Raw genomic sequence first — 14,486 nt, 5'->3', positions numbered from 1 at the left:
AGCGCATATCCCTGAAAGTGGCTCTTGGGAATAAAGTGGGGTAGGCTAACGCTGATCCCCACGACTAAAAAAAGAATAAGCACCCATGCATCCACGGAAGAATTTTAAGATTCGGCAGTATATTGCCTCCCACTCGATTCTGCGGCTCACCGTGGATTTCATCATCGTCAATGCGGTGCTAGCGATGTTGTTGGCGATTATCATCGGCTTTGTGGTCGGGGATGCCAAGAACACCATTTCCTATTTCTACCATATCTACACGGAACTATTTGGCAAAGAACCGCGCTGGACTTTGCCGGATCAGTTTATGTACCAGAATATTCGCGCGTTCTTGGCGACTTTGTCGCTGCTCTCGCCGTCGATTTTTCTGGGCATCATCATTTATAAGTTTTTCGTTCTAAGCCGCGATAATATTGTGTTTCGCAGCAAAACCGATTTTTTTACGGATGGTGATGATCGTTACTTAAATATTCACTTCTATATCGCATCGTCACTGCGCTTGTATAACCTAAGGTTCTCCGCGTTTATCCGCACTTACGAGAAAAAGCGGGAAGATAACTCCGAAAAGCTCTATCCCATGAATACCTTCCCGTTAACCTTGGGACAGGACTCTCAGTATCCGCTTCCATATAACTATGTGCCCAGCCGCTTTCGGCTGCGCTTTACCTCGCCGGAAGTAAATATTCTCAAGGGGGGTGTGATCGAGGTCGTTACCAAAGAAAGAACCTTGCGACTTGATCCCAAGCAAGGGGATTTTTGCGAGCTCTATATCATTGCCCGCGGACAGGTACCCGATTTACAGGCCCGCTTTAACGAAGTGAAACGCTATCGACTGCCCGAAGATGTGTCGCTTAAACCGCTGCCGCAAATGTATACGCGTTTTATTCGCGATAAAAATCGGTTTGAAGTGGATAACTGGGGCGATTTTGAACCTGAGAAGCGGCGCCGAGGTTGGTTTAAGACCTGGCGCGCACGCATGCGAAAACGCCTATACACGAAGCAAGCGAAGTAGGGCGTGCCCCTCACTAAATAACAGCGAACTGAACCGTTGTTTATTGATGTCGTAATTTCCCGCTAGGTTGTGCCGTTCGAGTAATTCTAATACTTGCTCGGGTTCGTGGGGAATCTGATCCGAGTGTTTTAATAACGCGAGCAACGATGCCAATAATTTGTTGTCGGCAGGACTGAGCTGGGCCTCGGGAATCATGCTATGGTCGAAATGGTGCGGGTTGTAGAGCTTAAATAAGCTGTACAGGTCCCGCAGTTCTGCCAACGGGTGGGCTGAGGCATCTACCCGCAAATCCACGAGCGTATCTGAACTGCCCATATAACCGGCACCTGGCCGTTTCATCAACATAGCAGCGGCTAATTTACCGCGGTAATCACCACCATGTTGCTGGCCTGCCAGCATCGCTCGAAGCATGGCATCACCGAGTTCTAAACCATGACGCAAGGCATCGGTATAAGCTTTGGCCATTGCCTCTATGGTGCCGCCCACCAACATATTGCCACAGACAAAGAAGTTCTCTCCTTGCATGGATTCGATGGCCGGGGTGCAGTCTGGACCGTCATACAGCATGCATTCACCATGGCGGTTCATGAGGCCCACCTGACGTTTCTTGGCGATGGGGTCATCTTCCAAAAAAGATTCTAAAACACGCTTGAGTGGGGTGTCGTGGCGCAAATTTTCGAGCGCCAAAGCGGCTGATTCAGGATGCGCAAAGGATTGCGTGACCACAATACCGCCGCGAGCATCGATCCAAGGCACAAGCGCGCCCACTGCCAAAAAATTCGATGCGGTTAAAACGGCATAGGTTTGGGTGGCAGGATCGCGGGCCGCGATGGTGAAAGTGGCAATCATTGGTTCGCTCCTCATGCGTGTGCGTCTTTCACCCTAGCAGGCTAGGGGGCCAATGCAAGTGAATCTAACGTTCTCTTTAGGTTATAGCCTACTTACGCTCGCGAATTAACCCTTCTTGAATGGTGGAGGCCACTAAGGTGCCATCGCGGCTAAATATTTGTCCGCGAACGAGGCCTCGGGCGCCTTGGGCCGACGGACTATCAATGGCATACAACAGCCAATCATCCATACGAAACGGGCGATGAAACCACATGGCATGATCAATGGTGGCCATCTGTATGCGCGGATCCGCAAAGGTTTTGCCATGGGGCTGCAAAGATGTCGGCAAAAAATTAAAATCTGACGCATAGGCTAACAAATACTGATGGACCCGTTGGTCGTCGGGCAAGGCGCCATTCGACTTTAACCAAACGTAACGCTTGGGCTCACAGGCCTTTGGGCGAAACGGGTTATACTCGGTAACAAAACGCATCAAGATCGGCTTCTCGCTAATAAATTTATTGCGAATGCTCTCAGGGATGAGCTCTGCATGTTCGCGATATATATCCAGATCCGATGGCAAGCCTTCCGGTCCAGGAACCTCAGGCATGGTATCTTGATGCTCAACACCATCTTCGGGAGTTTGGTAGCTCGCGGTCATGTAAAAAATAGGCTTGCCGAATTGGATCGCTTTTACCCGACGAGTGGAGAAGCTTTTGCCATCACGAACATTTTCTACATCATAAATAATGGGTTTGCTGGCGTCGCCTGGGCGTAAGAAGTAGCTGTGAAACGAATGCACAGCGCGATCTTCAGGGATGGTATCTTTGGCTGCCGAGAGCGCTTGGCCCATGACCTGTCCGCCAAACACGGCGCGAAAGCCTAAATCTTGGCTTTGTCCGCGATAAATTCCTTGTTCAATCGACTCGAGGTGTAACAGTTCCAATAAGTCGTTTAGTACCTGGCTCATAGTAATGGTTTCGCTCTAAAGGTTTTCAAACACGTGTTTAGTATACCGTGAATTTGTTAGATTTTGAGGAAACTTAGCGAAAAAAGTCCGCACGCTTTGACCGCTATTCGTTTCCTATATATCGGTTATAGCTTGAATTTTTACAAAAACAGCCCAAGCTTAAGAGCATAGGATCATAAAGCATTGTTGCCACCCGTGAACATTGCATACAGTCACGACAGGAGAGAATCATGGCTAGCCAAGATAGTCTTAAAACCCGTTCCTCACTTGAGGTGAATGGCGCCACCTATCATTACTATAGTCTCCCAAAGGCAGCGGAATCCCTTGGTGATATTGATCGTTTGCCGGTATCCATGAAGGTGCTGTTGGAAAACCTTTTGCGCCATGAAGATGGCAGTACCGTAAAGAAAGAAGATTTTAATGCCATTGTGGATTGGCTCAAAGAACGTAAATCCGACAAGGAAATTGAATATCGCCCAGCGCGCGTGCTTATGCAAGACTTCACTGGGGTTCCAGCAGTAGTTGACCTTGCCGCCATGCGCGATGCGGTAGCTAAAGCAGGTTTACCGGCGGATAAAATCAACCCTTTATCCGCAGTAGATTTGGTGATTGACCACTCGGTAATGGTGGATAAATTTGCTTCTCCGCAAGCGTTTGAAGAGAACGTGAAGATTGAAATGGAGCGCAATAAAGAACGCTATGAGTTCTTACGTTGGGGGCAAAAGGCGTTTAATAATTTCCGCGTTGTGCCCCCGGGTACCGGTATCTGCCACCAGGTAAACTTGGAGTATTTGGCCAAAGTGGTCTGGACCAGCGAAGAAGACGGCAACACCTATGCCTATCCAGATACATTGGTAGGAACCGACTCACACACCACCATGATTAACGGTCTGGGTGTGTTGGGCTGGGGCGTTGGTGGTATTGAAGCGGAAGCGGCCATGTTAGGGCAGCCTATTTCCATGTTGATCCCAGAAGTGGTGGGCTTTCGCCTCGATGGCGCCTTGCCCGAAGGCGTCACCGCAACGGATTTAGTGCTCACGGTTACGCAAATGCTGCGCAAAAAAGGCGTTGTCGGCAAGTTTGTTGAGTTTTACGGCCCAGGGTTGGCTAATTTACCCCTGGCAGACCGCGCAACCATTGCCAATATGGCCCCAGAATATGGTGCCACCTGTGGTTTCTTCCCGGTTGACCAAGAAACGCTTACTTATTTAAAACTGTCGGGGCGGGATGAAGACACTATTGCCTTGGTGGAGGCCTATGCGAAAGCCCAAGGTATGTGGGGCGACGCCTCCAAGGAACCTGTGTTTACCGATACGCTTGAACTGAATATGAGCACAGTTGTACCGTCTTTAGCGGGCCCTAAGCGCCCACAAGACCGTGTCAGTTTAAGTCAGTTGTCCGATAGCTTTGATTTGCTGTTAGATTCCATTGGTGTGGCTGAAGACCCAGAAATGGGCGCACCAGAATCCTTCAGTCGTGCCGAAGTGAGCGACGATACGCTAGTGCCGCTAGAAGGTACTGAGCATCACTTACGCCACGGCGATGTGGTGATCGCGGCGATCACCTCTTGTACTAACACATCCAACCCCAGCGTCATGTTGGCCGCGGGCTTGGTCGCTAAGAAAGCCTTGGAGAAAGGGCTGCAACGCAAGCCATGGGTGAAATCATCATTGGCCCCAGGCTCAAAAGTTGTGACCGATTACCTTAAAGCTGCGGGCTTAAACATCTACTTGGATAAACTCGGTTTTGATTTGGTCGGTTACGGATGTACCACGTGTATCGGTAATTCTGGTCCGCTGCCTGATGATGTATCCACCGCCATTGATAAAGGTGATCTCGTGGTTTCATCGGTGCTCTCAGGAAACCGAAACTTCGAAGGGCGGATTCATCCACAAGTGAAAGCAAACTGGTTGGCGTCGCCGCCCTTGGTGGTTGCCTTTGCGCTTGCCGGCACCACGCGGATTGATTTAAGTAGAGAGCCACTGGGTGAAGATAGCAATGGAAACCCTGTGTATCTAAAAGATATCTGGCCAAGCACGAAAGAGATTAAAGCAGAAGTAGAAAAAGTGGTGAGCGATATGTTCCGTCATCAATACGCCAATGTATTTGATGGGGATGAGCACTGGCAGGCGCTGGAAATTCCAGATAGCCAAACCTACGAATGGAATGATGATTCTACTTATGTGGCAAATCCACCGTTCTTCTTGGGTATTGATGAAGCGCCTGAGGAACTGAAGGATATCGAAGGGGCTCATGTGTTGGCGATATTTGGCGACACTATTACCACTGACCATATCTCGCCTGCAGGTGCGATTAAGCCAGACTCACCTGCGGGTAAATATCTGCAAGAACAGGGAGTGGATATACGCGACTTTAACTCCTATGGCTCGCGCCGGGGTAACCATGAAGTTATGATGCGCGGCACCTTTGCCAATATTCGTATTAAAAACTTGATGGCCGATGGCCGTGAGGGTGGCTACACCGTGCATGTGCCCAGTGGCGAATCCATGTCGATTTACGATGCCGCCATGCGTTATCAAGAAGATGATACGCCGCTGATTGTATTGGCGGGTAAAGAGTACGGTACCGGATCGAGCCGTGACTGGGCCGCGAAAGGCACACGTTTACTCGGTGTGAAAGCTGTGATTGCAGAAAGTTTTGAGCGTATTCACCGCTCAAACTTAGTAGGTATGGGTGTGTTGCCGTTGCAGTTTGATCAAGGCGACAGTGCCCAAAGTCTGGGGTTAAAAGGCACGGAACGCTTTACCTTGAAAGGCCTCAGCAACGACATTAAGCCCGGACAGCAAATTAAAGTCACCGCTGAGAAAGACAATGGCGATACCGTAGAGTTTGTGGTGACCTGTCGTATTGATACTGCGAATGAAGCGCGCTACTTCCTCAGTGGCGGGATTCTGCATCACGTGCTGCGACAGCTCATCGCGTAATGTAGATTCAGTGTGCATGAGAGTTAACCGGCGCGCCTTTGGCCCGCCGGTTTACTTGTGCAAGTTTATCTAGCGACGATTCGACAAATCAGTGCGTCGAATTTGAACTACAACACCGTAGTTTGGATGGTCAAAATAATGGGTTTCATGGGAAATGACCCGTCGCACCTGCTTAAACGGATAGGCGCGTAAAAACTCCAAGTTATGCGCATTCGGTTCTAAGAAATCACTGACTTGCTCTGACACTGAGAGGGCAGCGGGATCTAGCTGAATAATATCGCGTAAATTAAAGTCGGTATCGATGTGCAAAAAGTTACCCACCAAATAGATATGCAGTAATCCATCAAACTCCCATACGTGCTCCGGTAGTCCGCGCGGCATGCGTTCTGGACGTCGTGGTACTTGTGCTTCAAGGGTACTGTCAGCGGCAAAGTTAAATTGGTTACGTTCAATAGCAGCCAGTAACTTTTTTACATTAGCGACGGGGCCAACTTGCTCATCATTGCTAAAGCCACCTTGTGCGTGATGCTGAAAACCCGATTCAAGTTGCGCAATAACATCGGCCTTGTTTGAGGGCTTAGGAAAACCAAAATAATCGAACTCATCGGTAAAGTTGCGGCCGCCAATCAGCCGGTGTTTACGCCCACTGGTGCGAGCAAACACCGGTTGCCGCCATGCAGTATGTAAAATAGGCTCTGCATCTCGGCGACGCTGCAGTTGTTGGCGCAACGGGCTGAGTGCGAAATGGTCTTCGGGAACGAGAAAGGGCGCTTCCGCTGCGAGCATTTCTTCTCGAGTACCCCGCTTATCGCCACTGATAACTACCGGTAGGCGACTTGGCGCTACGGCGATGGTTTCATTAATGTCGTCATAAAACTCCGAAACGATGGGCAAATCCGGTAACCGACGACAGCCGAGAAGTTCTTCGGGAGGGAGTTGAATTTCTGCACGCAATACATCGGCGGTGAGAAATTTCTGACGAATAGGGCGGATCAGTGCACGGGTATCCTCACATTGAGGCAACGCGTAATACAAGGGCGAAATATCTGGCGTGAGACGTGGCGTGTATAGATCGCGACTTCCTTCGACCGGAATTGGATTGACCGACAGCGAAAATTGCTCTGGGTCGGTAGCTTCGGGCTCAGTATAGCGAAACACCAAGACTTCCACTTCGAACCAGCGATAGCCACGATCGGGGATTGTTTCAGACCCTGTTTGCGCGAACGCGAGCGTGCTAAACAGCAGTGCCAATCCTGTGGATAGAACCGCGGCACTCTGACGAATGCGTCTGCCATCTACCATCAATTTCCATCTCCACAATTAACCAGGCGAACCGTTAGTGCACCTGTAGGGTTATCGTTGTTCTGCTGTGAGGGTGTTCAACAGCGACTGTATCAGTTTTATCCGTTCCTGTGTATCACTGGTGGCTTGCCGGATTTTTAATCGTTGCGCCCCTTCCATGCCGTACACCGTGGGCTCTTGCTGAATCAAGCGAATAATGGTGGCGGGCTCCACCGGTGTGCGCTCGGCAAAGTCGACATGACCCCCTTGTGGTCCCAGTTCGATTTTTCGAATACCCAAAGGGTCTGCCTGTAAGCGAATTTCACTCACACGAATCAGATTTTTTGCTGGCTCAGGTAAGAGTCCAAAGCGGTCAATGAGTTCCACTTGCAACTGCTCTAATGCGTGTGTCGAATCAGCCCCAGCAATTCGTTTATACATCGATAAGCGAATATTAATATCGCGAATGTACGCTTCTGGCAGTAGCGCTGGGATGCGTAAATCCACTTCAGTGCGTTGCCGCAGCAACTGATCTAGCGACGGCTCGCGGCCTTCCCGAAGTGCTTGTACCGCTTCTTCCAACATTTCCATATACAAACTAAAACCAATGGTTTCAATTTGCCCGCTTTGCTCGTCGCCGAGCAATTCACCGGCACCACGGATTTCTAAATCGTGCGTGGCCAATACAAAGCCAGCGCCAAGATCCTCGAGTTGCGAGATGGCTTCAAGGCGCTTTACAGCATCTTTAGTCATGCGGCGTGGATGCGGGGTGAGCAGATAGGCATAGGCCTGGTGGTGTGAACGTCCAACCCGACCGCGCAATTGGTGCAATTGGGCTAGGCCAAGATTATCGGCTCTGTCCATAATGATGGTGTTGGCGGTGGGCACGTCGATACCGGTTTCAATAATGGTGGTACAAACCAACACATTAAAGCGCTGGTGATAGAAATCCGCCATGATCTGCTCAAGTTCACGTTCGCCCATTTGGCCGTGGGCCACATGAACTCGCGCTTCCGGTACCAGCTCAGAAAGTTCGCGCGCGGTTTTTTCAATGGTGTCTACATTATTGTGCAAGAAATACACTTGGCCACCGCGCAGGATCTCTCGCAGCACGGCTTCGCGTACGGTCGCCTTGTCGTACTCCCGAACAAAGGTTTTTACCGCAAGGCGGCGGGCGGGTGGTGTGGCAATAATAGATAAATCCCGAATATTGTTCATGGCCATATTCAAGGTGCGCGGAATGGGTGTGGCGGTGAGGGTTAAGATATCCACATCGGCACGTAAGCGTTTAATTTGTTCCTTCTGACGCACCCCAAAGCGGTGTTCTTCATCCACGATCAATAAGCCCAGATCATGAAATTTAATGTCGTTTTGCAGTAGTTTGTGGGTGCCAATCACGATATCGACTTTGCCTTCTTCGAGGGCAGCCAGCGTTGAAGTGGTTTGTTTTCCGGTACGAAAACGGGACAACAGCTCAATGCGCACAGGCCAATCAGCAAAACGATTTTGGAAATTATCAAAATGCTGCTGCGCCAATAGCGTGGTAGGAACCAGCACCGCCACTTGTTTGCCATCGTTTACCGCAGTAAAGGCTGCACGCATGGCTACTTCGGTTTTTCCAAAGCCCACATCACCACATACCAGACGGTCCATCGCGCGCGGGGTTTGCATGTCATTCAGCACTGCGGCGATGGCCTCCTGCTGATCATCGGTTTCAGTAAACGGAAAGCCAGCAGCAAAGCGTATTTGGTCGTCATCGTTCACTTGGAATGCATAACCGGGCTTGGCTTCGCGTTGGGCATATACTTCAAGCAGCTCAGCCGCCACATCGCGCACTTTCTCCGCAGCCTTCTTACGCGCTTTTTCCCAACTATCGTTACCCAGCTTGCTAAGATGCACTTTATCTTGGTCGCCACCACTGTAGCGGCTGATTAGATGCAACGAGGCGACAGGTACGAATAGCTTGGTGTTGCCGTGATAATCCAGAGTGAGAAACTCGGTGGTAATTCCACCCGCCTCTAATGTGGTTAATCCTTGGTAGCGGCCAATACCATGATCAATGTGTACCACCAACTGACCCAGACTTAGTTCGGCTAGGTTTTTAATCAGGGCATCGGCTTGTTGGGCGTTCTTCTTATCAACTCTGCGGCGTTGTGGCGCACGGTGGCCGAGTAAATCAGATTCTGTGATCACCCACAAACCCGGCAGATCGCCCAGATCAGCGTAGAAAGAGTGCTCCAACGGACTGACCATTATCGTAATCGGGGCTTCGTGAGTGAGGGCATCGGCAAAATGGTTTAGCTCAATCGGATGAATTGCGCCCTTGCCGAGGAGTTCTAATAAGCTTTCACGACGGCCTGCGGATTCCACGCAAAAAAGAATGCGCTGTTGCTTGCTGCGAGCACTATTAACGTGTTCGCGAATCTTATGCAAGGGATCTTTATGCCTTGCATCAACGCTTACTTCAGGCACCGGACGGGTTTTAAAATCCACCGGTCCGGGGGAGCGTTGGCCTTCGATTACCCCAAGGCGAATACGAGGATATTGCTTTAACTGCTCGAACAGTTCGTTCTCTGCTAAGAATAACTGCTGGGGTGGCAGAATGGGTTTCTGACGGTCCCAGCGGCGATCTTCATAGCGGAACTGCAAGTCATGCCATAGCTTCTGTATCTGTTTGGGTAAATCGCCGTAGGTAAGTACTAGGGTATCCGCGGGCAAATAATCAAACAGGGTAGCGGTCTCATCGAAAAACAACGGGAAGAAGTACTCAATACCTGCAGGCATAATGCCTTGGGTGACTTGCTGGTACACCGATTCCCGAGAGGTTAATGCTTCAAATTGATCACGAAACTGGCGGCGGAAGCGTTCAATCCCATCGGGGGTGGTCGGAAACTCCCGTGCTGGGAGTAAGGAAATGCGCTCAATAGGCGCATCCGACAACTGCGTATCCGCATCGAAGGTGCGAATACTATCGATTTCGTCGTCGAAAAAATCGATGCGTAATGGGGCCTGTGTGCCCATCGGAAATACATCGAGAATCGAACCGCGAATAGAATACTCACCGTGCTCCATCACTTGGTTTACATGTCGGTATCCTGCCGTATCGAGCTGGCTACGTAGCCCTTCGAGCGGTTGCGTTTGGCCTTCTTCCAATAAAAAACGATGACCGGCAATATATGAAGGCGGTGCAAAACGGTGCATTAAGGTATTTGCCGCTACAATCAGAATGCCGTTTTTGCTTCCCGGTAAACGTGCCAGTACGCGAATGCGATCGGAAATAATATCTTGGTGTGGCGAGAAATTATCATAAGGCAAGGTCTCCCAATCTGGGAGAACTTGAATGTCGTTAGCAAACTGGGGCGCAAAAAAACGTAACTCTTCTTCCAGTCGGTAGGCGCTAGGGGCGTCTGCGGTAATCAGCAGAAGCATGCCTTCGCGCTGTTGCAACAACTGGCTGATGGCGAGAGATAAACTACTCCCTGCGAGGTGACGCCAAGTCATTTCCTTGGCGGATGCAGATGAAGACTCTGGAAACGGGGGCTGTAATAAAGAAATTTGGCTCATGAAATACTCAATGGTTGTCCATCGCACACGGCAAGTTTGCGATTATACAGCAAAGCAACTGCTTCGGGCAGGTTGTACCGACACGCGGATGTGATTATCCTTGCTATTCATCTTTTGGATTCGGAATACATTCGTGTTGAAACTCTCATTGCCGATCCCTGTATTTTTGGCACTTCGTTATAGTCGTTCGCGAGAACGATCGTCTTTCACCCGGTTTATTAGTCGATTTGTCATGGCTGGGATCATGCTTGGTGTGATGGCGCTGATTATTGTGATGTCAGTGATGAATGGATTTGAGCGGGAATTAAAAACCCGCATTCTGGGTATTGTGCCGCAAGTTACCCTTATCGATGCACAGCAAAGCTCGTTAGCTAATTGGCAAGGGACTGCGGCGCAAATGCAGTGGCCCCAACAAGTTCAGCACGTGAGCCCCTTCGTGCAATCAGAAGGTTTGGTGCAAGGAGAGGGGCAAATGCAGGCGGTGATGCTGCAGGGGATTTACCCAGAGCATGAGCCGGCCAATAGTGTGTTAGCGGCGCATCTGCTGATGGGACGGTTAACCGACTTGCAGCCTGGGGAATACCGGATTTTCATTGGTCGGCCTTTAGCCATGCAGTTAGATGCCCATGTGGGCGACCGTATACGCGTAACCGCAGCGGCGGGGCAGCAACATACCCCTATCGGTGTGATGCCCGCGCAACGACAGTTCACTGTGGCTGGTGTATTTGAAGTGGGGGCAGATATTGATCGCCAGTTGATTCTAATGCACGGACAAGATGCTGCGCGCTTGTTCCGTTTCCCGGAAGGCAATGTGAGCGGGATTCGCATATGGCTAGACGATGCTTTTCAAGCGCGCGATGTGGCCAATCAGCTAGAACGACAAATTCAGCAATTACAGCTCGACGACCAAGTGCTCTTGCGAGATTGGCAAGAACGCTTCGGTCAACTTTTTGCGGCTGTGCGCATGGAAAAAGGCATGATGATGATTATGCTAGGCCTGATTGTTGCCGTGGCCGCGTTTAATGCTGTATCCGCATTAGTGATGCTCATTCAAGATAAGCGCAGCGATATCGCGGTTCTACAAACCCTCGGTTTGGCGCGTAGTCGTTTGTATCAAACCTTGGTCATTCAGGGCATGTACAGCGGGGTGGTGGGCATCACCTTAGGTGCGCTCCTTGGTGTGCTGCTTACTTATGGTCTCAATCCCATCTTAATGGGGTTAGGGATTGACATCTTTATGCATGGGCAAGCGATGCCCTTTGAAGTGCGCTGGGGGCAGATTGTTGAAATTGTGCTGGCTGCACTTGTACTCACCATGATCGCGACCTTGTATCCAGCGTGGCGGGCCGCTCGAATTCAACCGGCAGAGATTTTACGTTATGAGTAAGTTAATTCAGGTTCAGGGATTGTCGAAAAGCTATCAAGACGGTGAACAGCGAGTCAGTGTGCTGGATGAATTAGATTTTGATCTCGACGCCGGCGAAATGTTGGCGATTGTGGGCGCTTCGGGCTCCGGTAAAAGTACCTTCTTGCATATCCTAGGTGGATTAGATACGCCGGATGCGGGCAAATTACAGGTGGTCGGCGAACAACCCACGCAATTGAGCGCGAACGGTTTGGCCAAGTGGCGCAATCGATCGCTCGGTTTCATTTACCAATTTCATCACCTCCTTGGCGAGTTTAGTGCGCTGGAAAATGTCGCTATGCCTTTATTAATCGGCGGCGAATCAACCCAAAAGGCCCATGCGCGGGCTAAAGCGTTGCTCGAACGGGTTGGGCTTGGGCATCGATTACATCACGCACCGGCGAAGCTCTCGGGTGGTGAACGGCAACGAGTAGCTATCGCTCGTGCCTTGGTGAATAACCCAGCGTTGGTATTGGCGGACGAGCCTACCGGTAACCTCGACGAAGATACTGCCGCGGTGATTTACGATTTAATGTTAGAACTCAACCGCGAATTTAATACGGCATTCATTGTCGTCACTCACGATACGGCATTAGCCAAGAAACTTCCTCGTCAACTTCACCTCGACCATGGCGTGTTCGTGGAGGGCGTTGCATGAATTTGCCCTTGTTGTTGGCGCAGCGCTTCCGCCGCAGCCGGGAGAAAACCCGCTATTTAAGTTTTATCTCAGCGTCATCGACGATTGGTATTGGCCTTGGCTGTGCCATTTTGATTGTGTTGCTATCGGTAATGAACGGCTTTCAAAAAGCGCTGGAAAACGACTTTTTATCTTTGGTACCCCATGTGGAATACCAAGCGGTACGGGGCAGCTTGCAAGATTGGCAGGAAGTGGTTCGAGTGGCAGAGTCGCACCCTGGGGTGCGCGCTGCGGCACCTGTGATTGTATTGAGCGCCATGATTCAACAGCCGGGCCGCTTCCGTGGGCTGCAATTGCGTGCCATTGAGCCAGAGTACGAAGCGCGTGTATCGGGATTACGCCGGTATGTGAGCGATGCAGATTGGCTACAGTTTCAGAACACCCCAAACGGTATACTTTTAGGTCGGGGAATGGCGGATTTGTTGAATGTGCAGGTGGGTGATGACCTTGTTGTGATGATTCCGCAACTGCAAAGTAGCGGGGGATTACGTGCACCGCGGCGATTATCCACGCAAGTGGCGGGGATTTTCGCGATGGGCGGCGAACTTGATTTTCAGCAGGGCTATATTCACCTTGCTACGGGAAGAGAAGCGGCGCGCCTTGAGGGCGATGCCAGTGCCGTGCGATTGGCGTTGCACAATGTATATGATGCGCCCCATATTGCCCATGAAATTGCCCGCCAGCTCAATGAATTTGCATATATCCATGATTGGACACGCACCGAAGGGCATTTATACCGTGATATTCAGCTTGTGCGTACAATAATGTATCTGGTGCTGGTACTCGTGCTTGCGGTAGCATCATTTAATATCGTATCGACCTTGGTGATGGTGGTGCAGGAGAAGAAGTCGAGCATTGCAATTTTAAAGACCATGGGGGCGGATCATCGATTGATTCTTCAAACCTTTGTTTGGCAGGGGAGTTTGAATGGGGTGGTCGGTGCGCTCTTGGGCGGTGTGTTTGGGAGCTTGGTGGCGGTATATCTTCCGGCGATGTTGGCGTTTTTAGAAACCCAGTTTGCTTTTTCGCTGCTACCCAATGAGCTCTACTTTGTGAGCCAGATCCCGTCGCAATTACTGATTCGTGATGTGCTTGTCGTGATCGGCGTGGCCATGCTCACTAGTGTGCTGGCAACCCTATACCCCGCGTGGCGGGCGGCTAATTTGGCGCCGGTAGATGGGCTGCGAGGCCGTTAATCGGCCTCGTCGCGCAAGTTTTGGCGGCGTTGTTTAAACTCGGCTTTCAGTTCCCGCAAGCGCTGCCGGCGTAATTTTATCCGTTCATCCCAAGCACTCTGCACTGCCTGTCGCCAAATCTTACGCACGGCTAAGTAGCTGGCGCCAGAGAATACTGAACCGACGACAATACAGCCAAGTAACAGGGCAGGCACAATCGATGAAATACTGGCCTGAAACCACGCCCAAGAGAGCTCAAATAAGAAGGGTTCGGATGGCTGATTGAGCAAAAATGCGCCAACCCGATAAGAGCCGTAGAGCATGGGCGGCATGGTAATAGGGTTGGAGATCCAAACCAGTGCTACGGAAAGTGGCAAGTTGACTCGAAATAAAATCGCGAACGCCGCTGCCGCCACCATTTGAAAGGGCATGGGCATAAAGGCAAAGAAAATTCCAACAGCAAAGGCACCGGCAGCACTGCGCCGGTTAAGATGCCAAAGGTTCGGATCATGCGCAAGCGTACCGAAAGGCTTTAACACCCCATAGCGGTTGAGCTTGTGAATATCTGGCATAAACCGTTTTAGAAACTTTCTTGGCATGTGCGCTCGT

Annotated in this window: 10 protein-coding genes; 5 read left to right on the top strand and 5 right to left on the bottom strand. The window is 50.6% G+C overall.

What is annotated here, in order from left to right:
* Positions 1 to 85: 85 nt before the first annotated feature.
* Positions 86 to 1,012 (top strand): hypothetical protein, encoded by a 927-nt coding sequence (locus tag FM042_RS03835; protein WP_143234504.1) that lies wholly within the window; start codon positions 86 to 88, stop codon positions 1,010 to 1,012.
* Here FM042_RS03835 and FM042_RS03830 read toward each other — a convergent pair.
* Together FM042_RS03830 and tesB are read right to left on the bottom strand one after the other, a co-directional pair.
* Positions 989 to 1,861, bottom strand: a complete 873-nt coding sequence (locus FM042_RS03830; RefSeq protein WP_185960689.1) for a DUF1028 domain-containing protein — start codon at positions 1,859 to 1,861, stop codon at positions 989 to 991. The genes FM042_RS03835 and FM042_RS03830 overlap by 24 nt on opposite strands.
* An 88-nt stretch (positions 1,862 to 1,949) precedes the next feature.
* Positions 1,950 to 2,810, bottom strand: coding sequence for an acyl-CoA thioesterase II (gene tesB, locus FM042_RS03825; protein ID WP_143234498.1), 861 nt, complete (start codon positions 2,808 to 2,810; stop codon positions 1,950 to 1,952).
* A 230-nt stretch (positions 2,811 to 3,040) separates the two neighbouring features.
* Between tesB and acnA the strand changes: the two genes are divergently transcribed.
* On the top strand, positions 3,041 to 5,755 hold the full coding sequence (gene acnA / locus FM042_RS03820) for an aconitate hydratase AcnA (protein ID WP_143234495.1): 2,715 nt from the start codon (positions 3,041 to 3,043) through the stop codon (positions 5,753 to 5,755).
* Positions 5,756 to 5,824: 69 nt separating this feature from the next.
* Here the strand turns inward: acnA and FM042_RS03815 are convergent, their stop codons facing one another.
* Together FM042_RS03815 and mfd are read right to left on the bottom strand one after the other, a co-directional pair.
* Positions 5,825 to 7,057: a CsiV family protein gene (locus FM042_RS03815; RefSeq protein WP_143234493.1), complete on the bottom strand. Its 1,233-nt coding sequence runs from the start codon at positions 7,055 to 7,057 to the stop codon at positions 5,825 to 5,827.
* Positions 7,058 to 7,108: 51 nt separating this feature from the next.
* Positions 7,109 to 10,600 (bottom strand): transcription-repair coupling factor, encoded by a 3,492-nt coding sequence (mfd, locus tag FM042_RS03810; protein WP_143234490.1) that lies wholly within the window; start codon positions 10,598 to 10,600, stop codon positions 7,109 to 7,111.
* 133 nt (positions 10,601 to 10,733) lie between these two features.
* On the opposite strand from mfd, the gene FM042_RS03805 reads away from it, so the two are divergent.
* Genes FM042_RS03805 through FM042_RS03795 form a run of 3 tightly spaced genes read left to right on the top strand, consistent with a single transcriptional unit; the run spans position 10,734 to position 13,898 of the window.
* On the top strand, positions 10,734 to 11,987 hold the full coding sequence (locus tag FM042_RS03805; RefSeq protein WP_232366352.1) for a lipoprotein-releasing ABC transporter permease subunit: 1,254 nt from the start codon (positions 10,734 to 10,736) through the stop codon (positions 11,985 to 11,987).
* Positions 11,980 to 12,663 carry a lipoprotein-releasing ABC transporter ATP-binding protein LolD gene (lolD, locus tag FM042_RS03800; protein ID WP_143234488.1) on the top strand — a complete coding sequence of 228 codons (684 nt, stop codon included), beginning with the start codon at positions 11,980 to 11,982 and terminating at the stop codon, positions 12,661 to 12,663. Before FM042_RS03805 ends, lolD begins: the two co-directional genes overlap by 8 nt.
* Complete coding sequence (locus FM042_RS03795; protein WP_143234485.1) at positions 12,660 to 13,898, top strand: lipoprotein-releasing ABC transporter permease subunit; 1,239 nt, start codon at positions 12,660 to 12,662, stop codon at positions 13,896 to 13,898. Before lolD ends, FM042_RS03795 begins: the two co-directional genes overlap by 4 nt.
* On the opposite strand, the gene FM042_RS03790 is transcribed toward FM042_RS03795, so the two are convergent.
* Positions 13,895 to 14,476, bottom strand: a complete 582-nt coding sequence (locus FM042_RS03790) for a DUF2062 domain-containing protein (RefSeq protein ID WP_143234481.1) — start codon at positions 14,474 to 14,476, stop codon at positions 13,895 to 13,897. The two genes, FM042_RS03795 and FM042_RS03790, sit on opposite strands and share 4 nt — an antisense overlap.
* Positions 14,477 to 14,486 lie beyond the last annotated feature (10 nt).

Origin of the sequence: Aliidiomarina halalkaliphila (assembly GCF_007096385.1) — a bacterium.
In the GTDB taxonomy this organism is placed as follows: domain Bacteria; phylum Pseudomonadota; class Gammaproteobacteria; order Enterobacterales; family Alteromonadaceae; genus Aliidiomarina; species Aliidiomarina halalkaliphila.
Note: the sequence above shows the minus strand (reverse complement) of the source record. Positions and strands in the feature narration are given on the sequence as shown.

What these genes read in the sequence shown, in the direction of transcription:
- FM042_RS03835 (WP_143234504.1), top strand. Translation starts at nt 86, where the DNA reads ATGCATCCACGGAAGAATTTTAAGATTCGGCAGTATATTGCCTCCCAC.
- FM042_RS03830 (WP_185960689.1), bottom strand. Translation starts at nt 1,861, where the DNA reads ATGATTGCCACTTTCACCATCGCGGCCCGCGATCCTGCCACCCAAACC.
- tesB (WP_143234498.1), bottom strand. Translation starts at nt 2,810, where the DNA reads ATGAGCCAGGTACTAAACGACTTATTGGAACTGTTACACCTCGAGTCG.
- acnA (WP_143234495.1), top strand. Translation starts at nt 3,041, where the DNA reads ATGGCTAGCCAAGATAGTCTTAAAACCCGTTCCTCACTTGAGGTGAAT.
- FM042_RS03815 (WP_143234493.1), bottom strand. Translation starts at nt 7,057, where the DNA reads ATGGTAGATGGCAGACGCATTCGTCAGAGTGCCGCGGTTCTATCCACA.
- mfd (WP_143234490.1), bottom strand. Translation starts at nt 10,600, where the DNA reads ATGAGCCAAATTTCTTTATTACAGCCCCCGTTTCCAGAGTCTTCATCT.
- lolD (WP_143234488.1), top strand. Translation starts at nt 11,980, where the DNA reads ATGAGTAAGTTAATTCAGGTTCAGGGATTGTCGAAAAGCTATCAAGAC.
- FM042_RS03795 (WP_143234485.1), top strand. Translation starts at nt 12,660, where the DNA reads ATGAATTTGCCCTTGTTGTTGGCGCAGCGCTTCCGCCGCAGCCGGGAG.
- FM042_RS03790 (WP_143234481.1), bottom strand. Translation starts at nt 14,476, where the DNA reads ATGCCAAGAAAGTTTCTAAAACGGTTTATGCCAGATATTCACAAGCTC.